This is a genomic window from Pseudomonas sp. HD6515, assembly GCF_024971855.1.
Taxonomy (GTDB): domain Bacteria; phylum Pseudomonadota; class Gammaproteobacteria; order Pseudomonadales; family Pseudomonadaceae; genus Aquipseudomonas; species Aquipseudomonas alloputida.
On sequence record NZ_CP079827.1, the window covers coordinates 1,378,201 to 1,398,944 of the forward strand.

14 protein-coding genes and 1 pseudogene are annotated in these 20,744 nt (G+C 51.3%); 12 read left to right on the forward strand and 3 right to left on the reverse strand.

All coding sequences use genetic code 11. The features are described 5' to 3' along the window. Window positions 1-481 precede the first annotated feature (481 nt). A pseudogene (locus tag KW568_RS06350) lies at window positions 482-970 on the reverse strand (IS5/IS1182 family transposase); the annotation flags it as partial. 295 nt (window positions 971-1,265) lie between these two features. Continuing rightward, window positions 1,266-2,246: an IS5-like element ISPa41 family transposase gene (locus tag KW568_RS06355; protein ID WP_003117291.1), complete on the reverse strand. Its 981-nt coding sequence runs from the start codon at window positions 2,244-2,246 to the stop codon at window positions 1,266-1,268. 1,090 nt (window positions 2,247-3,336) lie between these two features. Between KW568_RS06355 and KW568_RS06360 the strand changes: the two genes are divergently transcribed. The 9 genes from KW568_RS06360 to KW568_RS06400 all read left to right on the forward strand — a co-directional run bounded on the left by KW568_RS06360 (window position 3,337) and on the right by KW568_RS06400 (window position 13,962). Continuing rightward, window positions 3,337-4,743, forward strand: a complete 1,407-nt coding sequence (locus KW568_RS06360) for an FAD-binding oxidoreductase (RefSeq protein ID WP_013973884.1) — start codon at window positions 3,337-3,339, stop codon at window positions 4,741-4,743. Between the two features lie 11 nt (window positions 4,744-4,754). Further along, window positions 4,755-5,102, forward strand: a complete 348-nt coding sequence (locus KW568_RS06365; protein ID WP_013973883.1) for a cupin domain-containing protein — start codon at window positions 4,755-4,757, stop codon at window positions 5,100-5,102. A gap of 108 nt (window positions 5,103-5,210) precedes the next feature. After that, window positions 5,211-6,383 carry an aromatic amino acid transport family protein gene (locus tag KW568_RS06370; protein WP_371914707.1) on the forward strand — a complete coding sequence of 391 codons (1,173 nt, stop codon included), beginning with the start codon at window positions 5,211-5,213 and terminating at the stop codon, window positions 6,381-6,383. A gap of 61 nt (window positions 6,384-6,444) precedes the next feature. Then, the gene (locus tag KW568_RS06375) at window positions 6,445-7,941 is read left to right on the forward strand and encodes a PucR family transcriptional regulator (RefSeq protein ID WP_047934606.1); all 1,497 of its coding nucleotides are present in this window, start codon (window positions 6,445-6,447) and stop codon (window positions 7,939-7,941) included. Between the two features lie 629 nt (window positions 7,942-8,570). Next, window positions 8,571-9,083, forward strand: coding sequence for a RidA family protein (locus tag KW568_RS06380; RefSeq protein WP_024087621.1), 513 nt, complete (start codon window positions 8,571-8,573; stop codon window positions 9,081-9,083). 60 nt (window positions 9,084-9,143) lie between these two features. Further along, window positions 9,144-10,592: an NAD(P)/FAD-dependent oxidoreductase gene (locus KW568_RS06385; RefSeq protein ID WP_013973880.1), complete on the forward strand. Its 1,449-nt coding sequence runs from the start codon at window positions 9,144-9,146 to the stop codon at window positions 10,590-10,592. Between the two features lie 31 nt (window positions 10,593-10,623). Then, window positions 10,624-11,022 carry a cytochrome c family protein gene (locus KW568_RS06390; RefSeq protein ID WP_080563818.1) on the forward strand — a complete coding sequence of 133 codons (399 nt, stop codon included), beginning with the start codon at window positions 10,624-10,626 and terminating at the stop codon, window positions 11,020-11,022. Between the two features lie 32 nt (window positions 11,023-11,054). Continuing rightward, window positions 11,055-12,545, forward strand: coding sequence for an NAD(P)/FAD-dependent oxidoreductase (locus KW568_RS06395; protein WP_013973879.1), 1,491 nt, complete (start codon window positions 11,055-11,057; stop codon window positions 12,543-12,545). Next, window positions 12,538-13,962 (forward strand): aldehyde dehydrogenase family protein, encoded by a 1,425-nt coding sequence (locus KW568_RS06400; RefSeq protein ID WP_013973878.1) that lies wholly within the window; start codon window positions 12,538-12,540, stop codon window positions 13,960-13,962. The genes KW568_RS06395 and KW568_RS06400 overlap by 8 nt, the downstream gene beginning before the upstream one ends. A 1,117-nt stretch (window positions 13,963-15,079) precedes the next feature. Here the strand turns inward: KW568_RS06400 and KW568_RS06405 are convergent. Beyond that, window positions 15,080-16,060 carry an IS5-like element ISPa41 family transposase gene (locus KW568_RS06405; protein ID WP_003117291.1) on the reverse strand — a complete coding sequence of 327 codons (981 nt, stop codon included), beginning with the start codon at window positions 16,058-16,060 and terminating at the stop codon, window positions 15,080-15,082. Between the two features lie 269 nt (window positions 16,061-16,329). Between KW568_RS06405 and KW568_RS06410 the strand changes: the two genes are divergently transcribed. Genes KW568_RS06410 through KW568_RS06420 form a run of 3 tightly spaced genes read left to right on the forward strand, consistent with a single transcriptional unit; the run spans window position 16,330 to window position 20,680 of the window. Continuing rightward, a complete protein-coding gene (locus tag KW568_RS06410) occupies window positions 16,330-18,672 on the forward strand; it encodes a xanthine dehydrogenase family protein molybdopterin-binding subunit (RefSeq protein WP_046816054.1) in 2,343 nt (780 codons plus the stop codon). Continuing rightward, a complete protein-coding gene (locus KW568_RS06415; protein ID WP_080956996.1) occupies window positions 18,672-19,505 on the forward strand; it encodes a xanthine dehydrogenase family protein subunit M in 834 nt (277 codons plus the stop codon). Before KW568_RS06410 ends, KW568_RS06415 begins: the two co-directional genes overlap by 1 nt. Continuing rightward, the gene (locus KW568_RS06420) at window positions 19,502-20,680 is read left to right on the forward strand and encodes a 2Fe-2S iron-sulfur cluster-binding protein (RefSeq protein ID WP_013973876.1); all 1,179 of its coding nucleotides are present in this window, start codon (window positions 19,502-19,504) and stop codon (window positions 20,678-20,680) included. The genes KW568_RS06415 and KW568_RS06420 overlap by 4 nt, the downstream gene beginning before the upstream one ends. Window positions 20,681-20,744 lie beyond the last annotated feature (64 nt).

Consider the following 20,744-nt stretch of genomic DNA (forward strand, 5'->3'; position numbering starts at 1 on the left):
TAAAATAAGCTACCGTATCGACCAGCGAGCGAGTGTCATCGATCCGTCTATTATGTAACCACGGAAGTCGTATCTATCCGTTCAGACTTGGCGGGTAAGTCAGGCTTTCATTCGCTCAAACAAAACCACTCCAGTTTCTGCCGCGCTTATGGCTCTCCAAAGAATTGCGACGTCCACTGTTACATCTAGCGAACGCACCTTGATCGCTTTAATACGGTAAATCAGCGTTTGCTTGTATACAGGTGTTTAGGACCATTTTGCCAAAAAAACGGTTTTGTCAAGAAAAACTCTCAGCATATTCTGCAACAGGCCTCCGTGTAATGCATCTTGTTCAATTAATGCACCTAGAGATGCGCCAATCAACTTGGCACATTTTATCGGCAAGTTGAAGAATCACCCAGCAAACCACGTTATTCGCTGAAAAACGCACCATGATTAGTACAGGGAAGGAGTTTGCGCCCGCCCTTTGGCGCCAGGAGCCTCACTCACCCATGCCCGTGAGCTGTTTTCGAGCCATCCACAGATTTGACTGGGCGAACAGCGTGGACAGCTGCGCTGTGTCGTTCATCAGCCCACGACAGCGCGCGTTCACGTAGCCGAAATGACGCTTGATCACCCGAGCGGATGCTCGACTGCGGCCCTTGTCTGAGCTTTTCAGTGCTCGAGCTTGCGCTTGGCCTTGTAGAGCACGCTGCGTTTATTTAGCATGAAATACGTGCTGTGCCGTGCATCGGCCATTATTGTCCGCCGCGCCATGAAACGTGATTAGTCAGTCTCGACTCGGGATCGGTGCCGATATGAGCCTTCAGCCCCAAGAAATGCTGGTTACTTTTCTTGGTCTGATGCATTTCGGGATCGCGCTGTCCATCTTCGTTCTCGGTCAAACTGCGGTATGAATAACGGTGGCATCGACGATCGTGCCCTCACGCGGCGACAGACCTCTCTCCTGCAAGTAGCCATTGATGACCGCAAATCGATCTAGAGCACGTCCTGATCCATCTCGGCAAGGAAGCGTTCCCGGGGGCTGCTTACGCTTGCCGGCGTATTCAAAGCCGAAAAAGCCCATCTGGCTGATAGGTAGCTCGAATCAAGGATCGACAAAGTTCAGTGCGTCTACTGAATTGTTCAGAGAATTCCTAAGGATGCTCCGATCAACTTGTCGTGCAGCCGCGGCAAGTTGCAATTTTCCAGGCACCTACAGCGTCATTGGACGAAAAGTGACCGAAAAATCATGTACGGAGAGCTTTTTCGACCGGTTCTCCGTGTTAAACGCGAACCTCACCCATACCCATGAGCTGTTTTCGAACCCTCCACAGGTTTGCCAGGGCGAACAGCGTGGTCAACTGAGCCGTGTTTTTCATCAGCCCACGAAAACGTATTTTCACGTAACCAAACTGCCGCTTGATCACGCGAAACGGATGCTCGACCTTGGCCCGTGTCTGAGCCTTGCAGAACTCGATCTTGCGCTTGGCTTTGTACAGTACGCTGCGCTGGTTCAGCTTGGAATAGGTGCTGCGACGCGCTGCAATCTGCCAGATCACCCCCCGATTTTCATGCTCTTCGCGCCTTTCGACACCGGTGTAACCGGCATCTGCATACACGGCGTTTTCTTCGCCATGCAGCAGTTCAGCCACCTGCGTGACATCGGCCACATTGGCAGCGGTGCCATGGACGTGATGCACCAGGCCGGACTCGACATCGGCACCGATGTGCGCCTTCATCCCGAAGAAATACTGACCGCCTTTCTTGGTCTGGTGCATCTCGGGATCACGCTTGCCTTCTTTATTTTTGGTCGAGCTGGGGGCATGAATAATGGTGGCATCGACGATGGTGCCTTGGCGCAGCGACAGGCCTTTTTCCTGCAGATAACCATTGATGACCGCAAGGATTGCCGGTGCGAGCTGATGCTTCTCCAGCAAGTGCCGGAAGTTCATGATCGTGGTGTCTTCGGGGATTGGCGCGCTCAGCGTCAGGCGTGCGAACTGGCGCATGGGCGTGATTTCGTAGAGCGCTTCCTCCATGGCCGGGTCGCTCAGGGAGAACCAGTTCTGCAACAGATGGATGCGCAGCATGGTTTCCAGAGGATAGGGTTTTCTACCGCCGCCGGCCTTGGGGTAGAACGGTTCGATCAGCTCCAGCAGGCCTGCCCAGGGCACCACCTGATCCATTTCGGCGAGGAAGCGCTCTCGGCGGGTTTGCTTGCGCTTGCCGGCGTACTCAAAGTCGGAAAAGCTCATCTGGCTCATGGGCGGCTCGGATCAGGTGTTGCGGGGATTCTCGCATAACTGAAGGCTTGTTCGGAGATTCCCTAAATCTCACCAATCACCCCACGATGGCCAATCTTGCCATCACATTCAGCGTAACGGTACGAGGAGGGGTAGGGCATGAGAAATCGTCAACAAATGATCGATTCCATGGCGCTGCGATGATGGCTCGACATCAAACTCTGTGTGATATCGCTTTGATATCGTAACGCCTGGTCACACATGCTGAAGCTATGGATATTGCGACTGCTTTTGTTAAGTTTGTCTTAAGTCTCTCAGTAAAATGTGTTATTGGAAGAGTGAGCGCCGCTTGAGGCTTCCGCGATATGGGGCTCCCAACTCAGCTGGAGGCCGTCCTGGCTGCAGTGGGCGTCAGCTTGAAACATGGAGGTCGCGATTATTCGATATTTCTACTGATGACTCGCCTCTGCCGGGTCGCAAGTCCAGGCGACCAATAAGTATTAGCTCAAACCTCTCGGCGACTCTGTTGGCAACCATGACTGGTAGACTCATAGAGTCTGCCCCCTAATTGTCGATATCCCTTAACGTCTTGCCACCGGATACCAGTTAAAATTATGTGTTGATCGATATCCTATCTCGGAGATTGACCGCACGTGGCGGCGGGCCGTGGATTCCGCCATTACTTTGCAAGCTCGTGCGTCAACAGTAGAGGTTGCGGTTTGGATGTCGACCACGCCTTATTGGCCGCTGAGGTAAGATCACAAACCCATCCGCTTGGCTTGTTGCTGGCTCTGGTGCATTTCAGGCATACACATACAATAGGGCTGGCTGCTCCTGATCGGATATTCCGGATTTGGAATCCCCTCCCACGCGGTCGATGCGAGGGCAGCCATCGATCCAGGCTCTGGGGAAAACCTGACTAACAACGGAAGTGCGCGCTTCTATGCAAAAGCCGTCAACGGTCAAACCGCTCCTTCATCAACTCTGCAAAAGCAAAACGATTCACTTGTACGATCGTATGAGCGTCTAACGTGTTTTCCTAATTGAGTCTAATTGTCGCCCTGCTCAAGCTCATCGAAACTGGCCCAAATTCCACTGACCAGGGCTCAGAATGAAGCTAAATATTACCCCGCCCTTGAAACCAAGCCACTGGATGGCAGCGACTGCCTTGACCGACGGCGCAACGCTGCCTCTTAAGGGCGAGCATGCCGTTGACGTTGCCATAATTGGTGGCGGGTTTGTTGGGCTCTGGACTGCGATAACGATCAAGGAACATGAGCCGGACGCCCGCGTGATGCTACTTGAACAGCACGTCTGCGGGGGGGGCGCCTCAGGTCGCAACGGTGGTTTTGTCATGTCTTGGTGGCCGAAGATTGGCACCCTGCGCGGCTTCTGTAATGACGAGCAAGCCCTCTTCCTGGGGCGTAGTGCCGAGCAAGCAATCACGGAACTGGGCGAATTTTGTGAGCGATATGGTATTGATGCCCATTTCCAGCAGAGCGGCTGGCTATGGACCGCAACGACCCAACAACACGTCGACACATGGAACGGCACCCTTGCCGCCTGCGAGCGCCTCGGCGTACGTCCATTCGAGCGTCTGGATCCCCGCGAGGTGGCGCGACGCAGCGGTTCGGCGGTACACCTAGCAGGTGTATTCGAGCGTAGTAATGCCACCGTGCAGCCCGCGTTACTGGTTGAGGGTATGCGGCAGGTTGCGTTGGCCAATGGCGTCGAGATTCATGAAGGGACGGGGGTGACCGACATCGAGCCGGGTCAACCAGCCTTGGTAAAAACCGCTCATGCCGCTATTCGTGCCCGTTCGGTCGTGCTTGCGGTCAATGCTTGGGCAGCAACAATACCAGCTCTGGCGAAAGTGGTCGTGCCGGTCAACAGCTCTATCGTGACCACCGAGGCTATCCCGCAACGCCTCAAGCAAATCGGCTGGACCGGAGGCGAAGCCGTAACCGACTCGCAATTGATGGTGGATTATTACCGCACCACGCGCGACGGCCGCATCGTCTTTGGTAAAGGCACAGGCGCCTTGAGCTTCGGTTCGAAAATCGGCGATGTGTTCAGCGAGGATATGCAGAGTTTGGCACTCGTCGAAGCGGACCTACGCCGTACCTATCCCATGCTCGACGATGCATGCATCGCCGCGCAGTGGTCTGGCCCGATTGACCGAACCTACGACAGCCTGCCGGTGTTCGGTCGGCTCAATAGCCAAGAGAACATACATTATGGCATCGGCTGGAGCGGCAACGGGGTCGGCCCGAGTCGAGTGGGCGGACGCATTCTCGCCAGTTTGACCCTGGGGCGCACGGATTTCTGGAGCTCCTGCTCGCTGGTGGAGCGTAGCTGCCGCACGTTCCCGCCTGAGCCGATTCGTTATTGGGGCGGCTCTCTTGTGCGCAACGCCGTAATGCGCAAAGAACGCTCGGAACTAGCCGGTAACACTCCAGCCGCTCTCGATCTTTTCCTGGCTCGCTTTGCACCGGCTGGACTCGAAGACAAAGCCTGAGGAAGTAAACCATGTCGATTGTTCGTATCCCTGCCAGTGCGCCGCTGACCTTCGGCGAAGCTATTACTCTCGGCAGTTCGGAGCAGGAGCTCGTAGCACAAGCACGCATCGCTGCGCACCTGGAGCTGCCGGACGCCCGTGGTTCTGTTGGTGTCTGGGAATGCAGCCCTGGCAGCTTCCGACGTCAAGTGGTCCAGGCCGAGTACAGCTACATCGTCAGCGGCGCTGGCTGTTTTACGCCAGACACTGGTGAGTCTGTCAATTTCAGCGCAGGTGACGCGCTGTACTTTCCTGCCAACAGCCAAGGCACTTGGGTCATTCACCAGAACCTTCGCAAGACATACCTGATTCTTGAGTGAGTCATTTGTCTGCCACTCCTCCCACATAACAAGACGAGGTAACAAGAAGTGGGTACACAACAACACATTGAAGAATCCTCGGGGTTGAAAGCTCATGCCCTTGGCCGGATGGAAACCATTGGCATCATCATCGGCACCAACATTGGTGCAGGCGTACTCAGCATGGCCTTCGCTGCGCGCAAAGTCGGCTATGCGCCCCTGCTGGTGTGTCTGGCGATTACGTGCCTGTTCTGCATCATTACCATGCTTTATGTCGCCGAAGCGTGCCTTCGCACCTGTGAGAACAAGCAGCTAAGTGGCCTGTCACGTAAGTATCTCGGAGCTTTCGGCGGCTGGCTGATTTTCATCGCCGTTGCCGCCAATAGCTATGGCGCTCTTGTTGCATACATGACTGGCAGCGGCAACATTCTTACCGACTTCTTCAGTCGGTTCGGTTTGAGCCGGCAAATGGGCAGCTTGCTGTTCTTCATACCTTCGGCGTTGGTGCTGTATCTGGGACTGAAGGCCTTGGGCGTTGCGGAAAAGTTGATCAGCGTCGGTATGGTGATGATTGTCTGCTTGCTGATAGGCGCAACCGTGGTCCATGACGACACTCGTTTCATGCATCTATGGCAAAGCCAGTGGCAATACGTGGTGCCGGTTTTCAACTTAGCTGTATTTGTTTTCGGCGCGCAATTCCTGGTGCCAGAACTAGTGCGCGGTAACCTGGATTCACCCAAGCGTGTCCCACGCCTGATCATCGGCGGTATGCTGCTGACTTTCGTTGTGGTGGCCGCCATTCCTGCTTCAGTGATCGCGCTAGTAGGCACTGAAAACCTCAGTGAAGTGGCTACGCTCAGTTGGGGGCGGTCGCTGGGTCAGTGGGCCTACTATGTTGCCAACACTTTTGCCTTGCTTGCGATGTTGACCTCCTACTGGGGGCTTGGTGGATGCCTGTTCACCAACATTTTCGACCACTTCCGGCTCGGTGACGAAAGCCATCGTGGCAAGCGACTCATGGTATTGGCTGTGGTGGCAATCCCGCCGTTCATCCTGGCATACTCGGGTATCAGCGGCTTTGTCAACGCGCTGTATTTTGCTGGAACCTTCGGCGGCGTACTCATGGGTATTATTCCAATCCTTTTGCTTAATGCCGCACGCAAACGTGGCGATAAGGAACCGGCGTTCAAGTGTGGCTGGTATGCTCATCCACTCATGCAAGCCGGTATTATCCTGGTCTTCGCCTCGAGTGGCGTCTACGCCGTGCTATCAGCCATAGGAATGCTGCCTGCCAGTTGGTAATGACTCGAGGCAAGGCGGGATGAGCCTGAAACCTCGAGTCATCCAATGGAGCAGCCCGCACATGTCTCATCACGTCCGTGACTTGATTGCCCACACCGAGCTCCGCTCACGCCTCTTGAGCGGTGCTGAAGGCCTTGACCGCGAAGTGCGCTGGGCACATGTCTGCGAATTGCCCGACCCCACCGAATGGCTGGGAGAGGGCGATGTGTTGATGACCACGGGGCTCGGCATTCCTGCTGACCCCCTGCAGCAACGCGAGTACGTGCAACGCCTGGCTGAAGCGGGCTTGGCCGGGATGATGATCGGTGAACATATGCAGGCGCCGGCCAACCTCCATGCCCTCTGCGAGCGGGCCGAGCAGATGAATTTCCCGGTAATCCTCACAGAATATGGCGTGCCTTTCGCTGCGGTGACCCGGGCGATCATCGATGCGAACCAGAAGGAAGAGTACCAACGCCGCAATGCGCTGGTGCGGGTATATGAGAGTGCCCGGCTGAGCATGTCTGGCCTGAGCCTGGCGGGGTTGGTCCTACGCCTTGAGGCTGATATCCACTGTCGTCTTCATGTGCTTTTGCTCGAAACATTAGAACCTTGGGCGGACGACCTTGCCCCGCTATCCGAGTCAGTCCGTTTGGCACTCCTAGGCAGCCGCCGCAAACAGGTAGAGCAGCAGCCCATGCTGCGCCGCCTTACTTTGGCGGATGGCGAAGCGCTTAGTATCGAACTGCATACCGAACAGAACTGCTTGTTGGTGGTGACCGGCGAGCGACTGCCTGACTATAGCCTGCTGCACCATCTCACCGCTGTGCTTGGGTTGGAAATTCAGCGACGTCAGGCCGAGCGTGAACGCCGTTTGCGCCTCGGCTCGGAATTACTGGACGACCTGCTGCAACAACGCTTGAGCCTTGATCAGGCAATCCAGCGCCTGGACGGTCAACTGTCTGGCCTAGCCCTTGAGCGTGCGGTCATCACCGTGGCGCGAGGACATGGACTACGGAGAAAAACGGAACTGCTGCTCAGGATACTGGACAACAGCGTACTGGCGCGCATTCAGGGTGATGAACTCATCCTAATGCACGCCGACGGCCTACAGCCGTTGCTCGGTGAAAAACTTGACATCAACCTAGGCTCAAGCGCGCCATTGCAGACATTGACACGCAGTGCGGAAGCGCTACGCGAAGCACTGTTAGCCAGCGCTCACACCCATGCACAACGGCGCATCTGCCGTTATGCAGAGCTGGAAACCGACACGCCTTGGTTGCCCAGAACACCGGACGAAGCAAAGCGCGCCTTCCACACGGTGCTGGGTGCAATTCATGATTATGACCAAGCCCAACGTACAACCTTGTTGCAGACGTTGCAGGTATTTCTCGAAGAGAACCGCTCGTGGCTGCATGCGGCGAAACGTCTACATGTGCACAAGCAAACTCTGGTTTATCGCGTTCGCCGCATCGAAGAGATCAGTGGACGCTCTATGGACAGCACCGCTGATGTGGCAGCGCTGTGGCTCGCACTCCAAAGTCGCTGGGTAGTGTCCAAATCGCCCCTAACCTGTTAGATAAATATGAACCTCTGCTTTTGCCGAATTCAACTAGTGCTGACAGGGTGCAGTAGTACGTTCCCAGCGATCAACCGATGACCGTCTAGGGCCTCTGTCCGGTGGCACGACTGGCAGAGGTCAGCCAGAATTCGCCTCTCATGTCGGCAGCAGTCGGGACGCCGCAGACCGCATCATTCTTTCACCGCACCAAATCAAAAGAAAAACTCCGATCAGCTTGCCGAAAATCGTCGACGATTTGAACATCCCTCCCCACAGACTCTAATGAGCTACCGGACAATTGTTTAATATAGACTTGATAGTTAGCACGCCTTTTCTGCATACGGTGACTTGGAAAGCGTTCGGAATAAATTTCACAACCGGCCAATGTGTTGGTGGGTAATAAATATTAAACATGTAGGTTGACTCGGTGATCGTCGTGCCTTCCAAGGATATCTAATAGAACTAAGCGCGGTTCGGAAATATGTAATTCGGCTTGCGAAAGCGTCCAGAATCAGGGCCTAGTCTCAAATCGTGTTCAGTGTTTCCTAAGGCGTTGGCGCGTGAAGGCATGTGAAATGGCGTCTCATGTCAAACGTGCGGTCCAAAGGATCGGGTACCTTACAAAAAACATAAAAAGGAGTGCCCGTATGATTATCCCGCAAGAACCCCGTCGCCATTTTCCTAAGCATAATAAGTGCAGTTTGAGGCACAGTTTTCTGTTGGTGACGTTCCTGACCTTGCTGTCTCCTCAGTTGTTCGCCAATGATGCTAAGACTGCATTTCATCTGAATCCTGATTTCGAAAAAAAATACAACTTTTCGATCGCAATTAAAGCTGGAAGTTATTTATATATCGGTGGTGTTACCGCAGTTGATAAGGAAGGGAGGGAAGTGTACGCCGGTGACGCTAGTAAACAGATGCAGCTAATCTACGAGCGAATGTCAGCCATTTTAAAAGCACATGGCGCTGACTTCAGTAAGGTTGTAAGCGAGACGATTTATTATAAGACTGATAATGATACTTATTATAAGGCTCTCGAAGCGAGGGCCGCTGCATATAATGGAGTAGTAGCGCCCAGCGCGTCGGGCGTAAGGGTAGCAGACTTTGCTAGCGATAGCGCACTAGTTGAAATAACGGCAGTGGCATATTTGGGGGAGTAGCCTAGATATAGCTGATTTTGGGTTTACAACTACTACGACCTAACTAGAAGGCGCCGGGACATGAGTGATAAAACAAAAACAAATGAAGGCTTTAGCCGCAGGTCTTTTATCGGAAGCGCGGCAGTCGTAACAGCAGGTGTTGCGGGATTGGGAGCTATTGATGCGGCTTCGGCTACGCAAAAAACGAACCGAGCAAGCACCGTCAAAGGTGGCTTCGATTACGATGTGGTAGTAGTTGGTGGAGGGTTTGCTGGCGCGACAGCCGCCCGTGAATGTGGTTTGCAGGGTTATCGAACGCTTTTATTGGAAGCGAGGTCCCGCCTAGGTGGTCGTACGTTTACCTCGCGCTTTGCAGGTCAAGAAATTGAATTTGGCGGGGCATGGGTGCACTGGCTGCAGCCGCATGTTTGGGCAGAAATGCAGCGTTACGGTCTGGGTGTAGTGGAAGATCCACTTACTAATTTAGATAAAACCTTAATCATGTATAACGACGGAAGCGTCGAAAGTATTTCGCCCGATGAATTTGGCAAAAACATTCGAATAGCTTTTGAAAAGCTTTGTCACGATGCCTGGGAAGTATTTCCTCGTCCGCATGAGCCGATGTTTACTGAGCGCGCTCGGGAATTGGATAAATCTTCTGTTCTTGATCGCATCAAAACTTTGGGCTTAAGTCGGCTGCAACAGGCTCAAATCAATAGTTACATGGCCTTGTATGCAGGTGAGACAACTGACAAATTTGGCCTGCCTGGTGTACTTAAGTTGTTTGCATGCGGCGGTTGGAACTATGACGCCTTCATGGACACTGAAACTCATTATAGAATTCAAGGGGGCACGATAGGCCTCATTAATGCAATGTTGACCGATAGCGGTGCCGAGGTCCGCATGTCTGTGCCCGTCACTGCTGTTGAGCAAGTCAATGGTGGCGTCAAAATCAAGACCGACGACGACGAAATTATTACCGCCGGAGTGGTCGTAATGACAGTTCCACTCAATACGTATAAACATATCGGTTTTACGCCTGCCCTTTCTAAAGGTAAACAACGATTCATCAAAGAGGGGCAGCTTAGCAAAGGTGCTAAGCTTTATGTTCATGTTAAGCAGAATCTCGGACGGGTTTTTGCGTTTGCGGATGAACAGCAACCTTTAAACTGGGTCCAGACGCACGATTACAGCGACGAGTTGGGGACAATACTGTCGATCACCATCGCTCGCAAAGAAACAATTGATGTGAATGACCGAGATGCTGTAACTCGCGAAGTTCAAAAAATGTTTCCGGGTGTTGAGGTTCTTGGTACAGCGGCTTACGACTGGACAGCTGATCCATTTTCCTTGGGGGCATGGGCGGCTTATGGAGTAGGTCAACTAAGTCGTCTCAAAGATCTACAGGCGGCTGAAGGACGTATTTTATTTGCAGGAGCTGAAACCAGTAACGGTTGGCACGCGAATATCGATGGTGCTGTTGAAAGTGGACTACGTGCCGGTAGGGAGGTTAAGCAGCTCTTAAGCTAGTACGTAAAACTACAATAAATGAGGATAAAAAATGAAACAAGCGTTGCAAGTTGTTACTCGTCATTTTGGTTCGTTAGTTCTTCTAGCATTATCTGGTGTAGCTGTAGGTGCAGATAACTGTGATCCGGAAAATGGGAAAAAGGTTTACCAAATTTGCAGTGTGTGCCACTCAAATGACACTACTGGTGTTCACGGCGCAGCGGCGCCCAATCTACACGGTCTGGAGGGCCGGAAAGTCGGCTCGGTGCCGGGTTTCAAATTTTCTTCAGCGCTACGTGATTCTGGGGACACTTGGACCCCGCAGCATTTAGATAAGTTCCTGGAGAATCCTATGGCCGTATATCCCCTAACCCGTATGGCTTTCTCAGGCCTCAAAAATGAAAAAGATCGACGCGACGTGCTTTGTTTTTTGAGCAAATCCTCTAACTGAAACTTTTGAAAGTCTATCGGGGTTTCCACAACATGACAAAAGATGGTGATGAAGGCAGCAAAAGCGGAGTATCACGCCGAAAGTTCCTTGGTAGCGCCGCGGTCGGAGTGGCAACAGCGGGCATAGCCTCGCAGCTTCTGACTCTGTCGGCGCCCGCGGAAGCGGCGGTGAAGACCAATGTTGGTCCATCACGCGCAGGCGTGGGTTATGACGTTATTGTAATCGGTGGAGGCTTCGCGGGTGTTACTGCGGCGCGAGAAGCAAGCCGTTCTGGCTTGAAAACTCTAATTCTTGAAGGTAGAAGTCGGTTGGGCGGCCGAACTTTTACGTCTAAGCTTCAGAATCAAAAAGTTGAGTTGGGAGGTACCTGGGTACATTGGACCCAGCCGAATGTTTGGACTGAGATTATGCACTATGGCCTAGAGGTGGAGGAGACGGTCGGTCTTGCGAATCCAGAGACCGTCATTTGGGTAACAGAGGATAATGTCAAAAGAGCACCTGCAGCAGAGGCGTTTGAAATTTTTGGCTCTGCCTGTAACGAATACTACAAAGAAGCACGGAATATTTATCCGCGCCCGTTTGAACCATTTTTTGAGCGAAAGAAGCTGCAGCATGTTGATGGACTTTCCGCGGCAGATTATCTTGAAAAATTGCCTTTGACCAGGGAGCAAAAGGATATGATGGATTCCTGGCTCAGTGGAAATGGACATAATTATCCGGAAACTATTGCATATAGCGAGATTATGCGTTGGTTTGCACTCAGTAACTTTAATATGCCCACAATGTTCGATTCCATTGCGCGGTACAAAATTAAAACCGGTACGCATAGTCTTTTAGAGGCCATAATGGCGGATGGTAACTCGGAAGTTAAACTTTCGACGCCAGTGACTAAGGTTAATCAAGATAAAGATAAAGTAACAGTTACCACTGAAGACGGTGTCTTCACGGCATCAGCGGTAATTGTAGCCGTCCCTATCAACACTTTGCATGATATTGAGTACTCGCCGAAGTTGTCGGCAGCTAAAGTGGATATGGGATCGCAACGGCATGCTGGTGCTGGTGTAAAGGGCTATATTCGCGTAAAACAAAATGTCGGCAATGTAATGACATATGCTCCTGCCCGGAATAAGCTCACACCATTTACCTCAGTATTCACAGATCACGTGGACGAGAGCGGTACGTTACTCATTGCATTTTCAGCCGACCCTAAGTTGATTGATATCAATGATATCAAAGCCGTCGAAAAGGCTTTGCAACCACTTTTGCCAGGCGTCGAAGTAACTGCTAGTTATGGCTACGACTGGAACCTCGATCCCTTTTCTAAGGGCACTTGGTGCACTTACCGTCCTAACCAGACGACTCGATACTTGACTGAGCTGCAGAAGCGCGAAGGACGGCTATTTTTTGCAGGCTCGGACATGGCCAATGGTTGGCGTGGATTCATTGATGGAGCAATCGAGAACGGTAGAGAGGTAGGGCATCAAGTCGCTACGTATCTAAAAAGAGAAAATGACAATGCGTGATTATCGGAAGTTTTATATAAACGGCGAATGGATAATGCCAGTGGGGGGCGAAGAACTCGAAGTGATTAACCCCGCCACTGAAAGTATAGCTGGTGTAATTACACTAGGAACAGCTGATCATGTTGACCTTGCGGTAAAATCAGCGCGCCTTGCATTTGAAAGCTGGTCCCGTACGAGCAAAGAACAACGACTTGAGTTACTTGAGAAAGTATGTCAGATATTTGAAGCCAGGATGGAGGATATCGCTGGCGCAATTACCGAAGAGATGGGAGCTCCGTTCAAGCAGTTAGCCCGCCCTCTCCAGGCACCATCTGGCTTGGGGCATTTCCTAACGGCAATCTCTGTATTGCGTAATTACCAATTTGAGGAATGTTCGGGAACGACTCGTGTAGTACGTGAGCCGGTCGGAGTTTGCGGGTTAATAACACCTTGGAACTGGCCAATGAACCAAGTGGCGGCGAAGGTCGCACCAGCATTAGCAGCTGGTTGTACTGTAGTATTAAAACCCAGCGAGATTGCCCCATTTTCAGCTTATTTACTTGCGGAAATTTTGGATGAGGCGGGTCTTCCGCCTGGTGTCTTCAATCTTATTAATGGAAATGGTTCCGGTGTGGGCGCTCCTCTGGCTGCACACGTGGATGTGGATTTGATCTCTTTCACTGGTTCTACTACTGCTGGCGCGCTCGTCTCGAAAGCAGCAGCAGATTCTGTCAAGCGAGTAGCACTAGAGTTGGGTGGAAAATCGGCAAACATTATACTCGACGACGCTGATCTCGCATCTGCTGTTTCGCATGGCGTTATGACTATGATGCTCAATACCGGGCAAAGTTGCAATGCTCCATCACGCATGCTAGTTCCGGCATCGAAATTGTTGGAAGTAGAGCGGATAGCAAAGAAGCTATGTGAAGAAATAATAGTCGGGAACCCGTTAGACGAACGCACAAGTCTCGGGCCGCTGGCGAGCGCCGTACAGTATGAGAGAGTTCAGGTCTGTATACGAAATGGCTTAGCTGAAGGTGCAAAGCTAGTCTGTGGAGGTTTAGGCGTCCCGGACGGAGTAAGAGCTGGGTATTATGCTAAACCGACAGTTTTTAGCAATGTTGCGAACGATATGGCGATTGCACAGGAGGAAATTTTTGGCCCTGTACTTTGCATTATCCCCTATACAGATGCTGAAAATGCGATCGCAATAGCAAATGATAGTTGTTTTGGTCTGTCCGGATATGTTAGTTCGGGGAGTCTGGCGCGTGCGCGCGAGGTCGCAAATAGACTGCGTACAGGAAGTGTACATCTTAACGGGGCACCTCTGGATTTTTCAGCGCCGTTTGGTGGTTATAAAAAGTCAGGTAACGGCCGCGAATGGGGTAAATACGGCTTTGAAGAGTATCTCGAAATCAAGTCAATTATGGGCTGTTAACTAAAATAACTATTGAATAATTTAGCGTGTGGTAAGTTGCGCGCATGTTGTAGCTGGCATCTAATACATGTTCACTATTTGATGTGGCTATCGTCGGTTTGTCTTGCGGAGCTTACAATTCGAAATAAGATGAAAGTCCGGGAGCCTGATATCAGTGTATGTCAGGCTGTCTTCAGATTCTCGGCTTCATTCTCCATCTGATATGACTTTGTTTTATGAGTATCCCTTTCTTCCTGATGCTAGATTTGTCAGTTAATTGGTGAGACTTATGTCCCGATTCTGAGCGCTGCGAGCAAATGGCATATATCTGCACGTTGAGATGCTGTAACTATAAATGTCTTGTCGGGGTGGTTTTCAGAATGCACCTAGACTCCCAGAAATTCGGTTTTCAATAAATATCCAGGCTGAATGTTAATTGTGGGTCTTCTAAAAATATTTATGACTCGTGAAACCAATGGTCGGTTTTGTTATTGAACGCTGTTATTTGTTTTTTTTTGGGGTGGGTAATCATTTATATCTTTTCACCTGCGGATACGATTTTGTGGGATGGAGTTTGTCGCGGTTCGTGCACGCGTAAGGAGCGTGCGATTGCAGTTCACGTCGCGGTCAGGTCGAGCTATATCTTAGACGTAAATTTATAAAGTTAAATCGAAGAAGTAGAAGCTGCCGAATATTTGCGAGCCAATATTTCTGGTTTAATTCATGAGGGCGTAATATAAAAACGATATTAAACTCTATTAATGCGCTAATGTTTTTTTTTATGCCAACACGCGCCAACTAGGTTTTTTTCAGACTGCCAGTCGGTGATCAAATTTATGGCGAAGATATTTCGATAGTGGTCAACCGAGCACGTACAGGAATCGCGGAATTCAATGTCCGGATCCAGTGGTTGACGTCATCCAGACCATCATCATCGACCACGGTGCATATACGCACCGCTGTCTTGGTACAGAAGTGCTTCCGGTTGGCTGGGACTGATAGGTGTTCGCTAGGGATGCTCCGATCAACTTGTCGTGCAGCCGCGGCAAGTTGCAATTTTCCAGGCACCTACAGCGTCATTGGACGAAAAGTGACCGAAAAATCATGTACGGAGAGCTTTTTCGACCGGTTCTCCGTGTTAAACGCGAACCTCACCCATACCCATGAGCTGTTTTCGAACCCTCCACAGGTTTGCCAGGGCGAACAGCGTGGTCAACTGAGCCGTGTTTTTCATCAGCCCACGAAAACGTATTTTCACGTAACCAAACTGCCGCTTGATCACGCGAAACGGATGCTCGACCTTGGCCCGTGTCTGAGCCTTGCAGAACTCGATCTTGCGCTTGGCTTTGTACAGTACGCTGCGCTGGTTCAGCTTGGAATAGGTGCTGCGACGCGCTGCAATCTGCCAGATCACCCCCCGATTTTCATGCTCTTCGCGCCTTTCGACACCGGTGTAACCGGCATCTGCATACACGGCGTTTTCTTCGCCATGCAGCAGTTCAGCCACCTGCGTGACATCGGCCACATTGGCAGCGGTGCCATGGACGTGATGCACCAGGCCGGACTCGACATCGGCACCGATGTGCGCCTTCATCCCGAAGAAATACTGACCGCCTTTCTTGGTCTGGTGCATCTCGGGATCACGCTTGCCTTCTTTATTTTTGGTCGAGCTGGGGGCATGAATAATGGTGGCATCGACGATGGTGCCTTGGCGCAGCGACAGGCCTTTTTCCTGCAGATAACCATTGATGACCGCAAGGATTGCCGGTGCGAGCTGATGCTTCTCCAGCAAGTGCCGGAAGTTCATGATCGTGGTGTCTTCGGGGATTGGCGCGCTCAGCGTCAGGCGTGCGAACTGGCGCATGGGCGTGATTTCGTAGAGCGCTTCCTCCATGGCCGGGTCGCTCAGGGAGAACCAGTTCTGCAACAGATGGATGCGCAGCATGGTTTCCAGAGGATAGGGTTTTCTACCGCCGCCGGCCTTGGGGTAGAACGGTTCGATCAGCTCCAGCAGGCCTGCCCAGGGCACCACCTGATCCATTTCGGCGAGGAAGCGCTCTCGGCGGGTTTGCTTGCGCTTGCCGGCGTACTCAAAGTCGGAAAAGCTCATCTGGCTCATGGGCGGCTCGGATCAGGTGTTGCGGGGATTCTCGCATAACTGAAGGCTTGTTCGGAGATTCCCTAGGGTGGTTGAAGTCGAGTGTTCCACGGCATCCCACCCAGTCCCATCCCGCCACGTCTTGAGTTGAGGGAAGGTCGGCAGTGGCGGATCTGGTCAGTGCTTGACAGATTACGGCACTAATTATACCGTCGTACATATAATAAATGGGGGTCCTCAGGCTTGGATGCCCCAATGAGCTTCATTGCATTGCAGGAGATTTAGCCCAGATGACAAACTTCGTTGGATCCAGAGTGACTAGAAGAGAGGATGAACGTCATCTTCACGGTCGAGGGCGCTTCGTCGCGGACATAAAGCTACCTGGAATGCTTGAGGTTGCCTTCGTCCGAAGCCCAGTTGCGCACGGCACTATTCGCGGGATTGGTAAGCCCGAGGGGGCCGAGAACCAAGTATTCACTCATGCAGATCTTGTTGGCGTAAGGCCCATTACTACACCTGTCACTACGCCGGGTTTTCAGCACAGCGAGTGTCCAGTGCTAGCGGCAGATCGCGTGCGTTTTGTGGGTGAGCCTGTCGCTCTATGCGTGGCATCAAACCGTGCTAGAGCTGAAGATCTGGTTGATTCCGTACTGCTTGATATAGACGAGTCAAAAGCAGTGACGACAATTGCAGATGCGCTTTCTATAGGAGCGCCTTTATTGCACGAGGGGTGGACGGATAATCGCTTTGTTCATATGGTAACTGAGGTTGATTTTTCTTCCATAACGGAGGAAGCGCCTATTGTCGTAGATGTAGAACTTGAACTCTCCCGTCAGACAATACATCCGCTCGAAGGTCGAGGTATAGTTGCATATTGGGATTTTGAAGCTGATCAATTAGTTTTGATAATGTCAACCCAAATTCCGCACCCTATTCGCACTGGTATGGCCCAGTTTCTAGGAATTTCTGAATCGAAAATTCGGGTTGCTCCACCCGATATTGGGGGGGGGTTCGGCTACAAGCTTCAACTTCTTCCAGAGGAAATCGCAGTCGCATGGTTAGCTCTGACCCATAAATCGCCTTTTCGCTGGGTTGAGGATAGGCGTGAGCATTTAGTAGCAGGGGCCTGTACGAGACAAGCGAAGTACAAGTTAACTGGTTATGCGACACCAGAGGGGCGCCTAATCGGGCTGGACGCTGACATATTTATCGACAACGGCGCGTATTCCGCTTGGCCTTTTACTGCCGTTTTAGAAGGATACTCTGCTAGAAGCAATTTGCCAGGTCCCTATCAGATTACCCATTATCAATCACGGGTAAGTGTAGTCGCTACAAATAAACCGAGTTTTTGTCCTTACCGCGGTATTGCGCGAGTGGGGACCTGCTTCGCAATAGAATCACTCATTGATGCGGTTGCCAATGCCGTCGGACGTGAGCCTTGCGACGTTAGAGCGTTAAATTTAGTGCCGCCCAGCGCAATGCCCTATAAGGATGTCACTGGAAAAATGTTTGACGTAGGCGATTACGGCAAGAGCTTGCGTCGTGCTAGGCAACTTATCGGGTTCGACGAGTTCAGGCTCGAGCGATCGCGCTCAGGCATAAAACCCACACGAGCCCTCACGGGTATCGGTTTCGCGACATTTTATGAACAGACTGCCAACGGTGCAGGTTTCTTCGCATCATGGGGAATGCCTGTGGTTCCTGGGTTTGATCAAGTAACGTTGAAAGTGGGGCCCGATGGAACATTGAAAGTAAACATTGGCTTGCAAAGTTTCGGCCAAGGACTCGAAACTGCTCTAGCTCAAGTGGCGGCCACAACGACCGGATTTAGCCTGGATAAGATTCGGATTTGTCTGGGTGACACGGAGTGTACACCCCATTCCGTAGGTTCGTTCACATCTCGCTCTGCTGTGATCGGTGCAGGTGCTATAGATGCGGCTTCCAAAATTTTGACACTTAAAATTCGTACACTAGCAGCAGCGCTCTTGGGCGGCGGGGATCCAGACGAAGTGCAGTTAAACGACGGTGTTGCCGCATTGGGAGCTAAAAGCATCGCTTTTGAAGAAATTACTGATATTTTTTATAACAGGCCTTATCTAATCCCTCAGTTGACTCAGGCAATCACCAGTTTGGAAGTGACTGACGGTTATAAGGTGCCCGTAGATAGTGGTATTTTTGCGTACGGAACTCATGCTGTGAAAGTTAGCGTCGATACGGAAACTGGGCACGTTAGTATTCTCGATTATATAATTGTAGAAGATTGTGGACAGCGCATTAATCCGATGATCGTGGACGGACAGACAATTGGTGGTGCTGCTCAGGGCATTGGAACAGCATTGTACGAGGAAAGTCCATATGATGAGAATGGCCAACCTCTTGCCTCGACGCTTCTCGACTACCTTCTTCCGGGCGCTGCGGAGGTGCCACGTTTTAAATTAGATCACATGGCGAATCTATCTCCTCACACGAGTTTCGGGATAAAAGGGGCCGGAGAGTCCGGTACCATCCCAGCCGCTGCTGCTCTTGCCAACGCAGTTAATGACGCGTTATCGCCGCTTGGTGCAACGCTTCGTATGCTTCCAATGAGTCCGTCGCGCATATTAGCGGCAATCACCGCTGCTGGAGATCGATAATGAGGCCTGCCGTATTTGTCTATGAAAAGGCTAACTCGATTGCGGAGGCCATTAAGTACCTTAGTGCCTCCGGTGGATTAGCGAAACCAATTGCAGGGGGGCAATCGTTGGTTCCAATGATGAACCTACGGCTGGCTCGCCCAAATGCTTTGGTATCCCTCCGAAAGCTGCCAGAGCTGTTATCGGTTGTAGAAAGTAAAACTTCAATTCATGTAGGGGCAGCGACAACCCATGCAGATATTGAAGACTGTAAAATTAAGGATGTGACATGCGGCTATCTCCCATATGTTGCGAAAGGTATTGCATACCGTGCAATACGGAACCGGGGTACAGTAGGCGGGTCGCTATGTCATGCTGACCCTGCCGCCGATTGGCTTAGTAGTTTAAGCGCGCTTGGTGCCCGGTGCCATGTCGAGGGTATTAGTGGCAAGCGCGAGATTCCTATTGAAAATTTCATGATTGCACCATTTGTAAGTGCGCTCGGAGTTGACGAAATACTGGTATCAGTAGAACTACCTTGTCTTTCGGTTGAGGCCCGATGGGCTTATGTTAAGTTCTGCCACAAAGCAGGTGAATTTGCCAAATCGATCTGCGCTATTGTTGTTGATCCGAGTAATAAAATTTACCGTATATTCATTGGTGGAACTGATGGTCCGCCTCTCTTTTTAAGAGAGGCATCCTCAGCATTGGCGACGGAGGATTATACCGAAATACTAAGTATCGCACAGCGAGAAATTCGGGCGAGTTTACCTGACGCTCAACCTGATAGTTTGAGTTTTCATTTGACAATGATCGAAAGGGCATTGGCCCGATTGGAGGCTTTCTCTCGATGATAAATATCCTAGATGTATCTGACCAGGAAACTCGTTCTATTACATTGAAGGTGAACGGTCAAAAGTGTGTCGCGCGTGTTTCTTCTCGCGATGTACTGGCGGATGTCATCCGGGAAAAGTTCCGCCTGACAGGGACCCACATTGGGTGCGATCAAGGGGTGTGCGGGGCTTGTACCATTCTTATCGATGGCACCCCTCAACGATCCTGTATCGCCTTTGCTGTAGATTGTGAAAACGTAGAGATTACTACGATTGAAGGTTTCAACGATGACCCGACTATGCAGAGCATGAGGGCGGGGTTCCGAGATAACCATGCGTTACAATGTGGTTTTTGCACATCCGGCATGCTAATAACCGCTCGCGATATGGTTCTAAGATTAGGAGAAATTCAGGAGCCGCAGATCCGAATGGAGCTGGCAGGTAACCTTTGCCGCTGTACTGGCTATACGGGAATTGTTGATGCTATTCGTGCAGTTGGTTTAGGAAAAGAACCAACCGGTAGCGCAGGGCCTGCCACACTTTCTGAACCCGAGATTGTTCAAGCTGGGGTGTTGACAGAGCAACAGCCATTACGTCAACCGCAATCAGAGACGAAACCGCATGGCAATTCCGACGATTTTCCTAATGCGATTCTACAAAGTGTAAAGGTAGACCTGTCGCCCGATGATGCTTGGGCAGTCATGCGAGATTTGAGGACAGCAGCTAGCTGCATTCCAGGAGCGGAGGTAGTTAGCTTAGATCATCATGAGGTGACTGGTAAGATGCACATGGCACTAGGTCCTATTAGAGCCCAATTTACAGGCTCCGGAACTTATGAAATTGATGATGATAACCGTCAGGGATTGATGACCGCAGGTGGACGAGACGCGTTAACTGGTTCCACAGTAACTGGGCGAATTACCTGGACTGTCAAAACAGACGGCTCAACAGGCTCGATAATTGATGTGGGGCTTGCATGGAAACTAACAGGTGCACTCGCACAGTTTGGGCGGGGTGGAATTGTCACAGAAACCGTTAGGCGTCTAGCAATTATGTTTGGAGAGAACCTCGAGCAGCTTTTACGTGAAGGAACATTAGGAGATAATCGAAACCTTCCTGTAGGGCTGAAATCACTAATCTGGCCGGTCATTAAGTCGTGGTTCGCGGGGCTTTTCAAAAGAAATGACTCTAAGTGACCAATCTCTGTAGATTTTATGGAAGATTAAATCTATTTAGCAGGAGGTATGGTATCTAAATATC

What these genes read in the sequence shown, in the direction of transcription:
- KW568_RS06355 (WP_003117291.1), bottom strand. Translation starts at nt 2,246, where the DNA reads ATGAGCCAGATGAGCTTTTCCGACTTTGAGTACGCCGGCAAGCGCAAG.
- KW568_RS06360 (WP_013973884.1), top strand. Translation starts at nt 3,337, where the DNA reads ATGAAGCTAAATATTACCCCGCCCTTGAAACCAAGCCACTGGATGGCA.
- KW568_RS06365 (WP_013973883.1), top strand. Translation starts at nt 4,755, where the DNA reads ATGTCGATTGTTCGTATCCCTGCCAGTGCGCCGCTGACCTTCGGCGAA.
- KW568_RS06370 (WP_371914707.1), top strand. Translation starts at nt 5,211, where the DNA reads ATGGAAACCATTGGCATCATCATCGGCACCAACATTGGTGCAGGCGTA.
- KW568_RS06375 (WP_047934606.1), top strand. Translation starts at nt 6,445, where the DNA reads ATGTCTCATCACGTCCGTGACTTGATTGCCCACACCGAGCTCCGCTCA.
- KW568_RS06380 (WP_024087621.1), top strand. Translation starts at nt 8,571, where the DNA reads ATGATTATCCCGCAAGAACCCCGTCGCCATTTTCCTAAGCATAATAAG.
- KW568_RS06385 (WP_013973880.1), top strand. Translation starts at nt 9,144, where the DNA reads ATGAGTGATAAAACAAAAACAAATGAAGGCTTTAGCCGCAGGTCTTTT.
- KW568_RS06390 (WP_080563818.1), top strand. Translation starts at nt 10,624, where the DNA reads ATGAAACAAGCGTTGCAAGTTGTTACTCGTCATTTTGGTTCGTTAGTT.
- KW568_RS06395 (WP_013973879.1), top strand. Translation starts at nt 11,055, where the DNA reads ATGACAAAAGATGGTGATGAAGGCAGCAAAAGCGGAGTATCACGCCGA.
- KW568_RS06400 (WP_013973878.1), top strand. Translation starts at nt 12,538, where the DNA reads ATGCGTGATTATCGGAAGTTTTATATAAACGGCGAATGGATAATGCCA.
- KW568_RS06405 (WP_003117291.1), bottom strand. Translation starts at nt 16,060, where the DNA reads ATGAGCCAGATGAGCTTTTCCGACTTTGAGTACGCCGGCAAGCGCAAG.
- KW568_RS06410 (WP_046816054.1), top strand. Translation starts at nt 16,330, where the DNA reads ATGACAAACTTCGTTGGATCCAGAGTGACTAGAAGAGAGGATGAACGT.
- KW568_RS06415 (WP_080956996.1), top strand. Translation starts at nt 18,672, where the DNA reads ATGAGGCCTGCCGTATTTGTCTATGAAAAGGCTAACTCGATTGCGGAG.
- KW568_RS06420 (WP_013973876.1), top strand. Translation starts at nt 19,502, where the DNA reads ATGATAAATATCCTAGATGTATCTGACCAGGAAACTCGTTCTATTACA.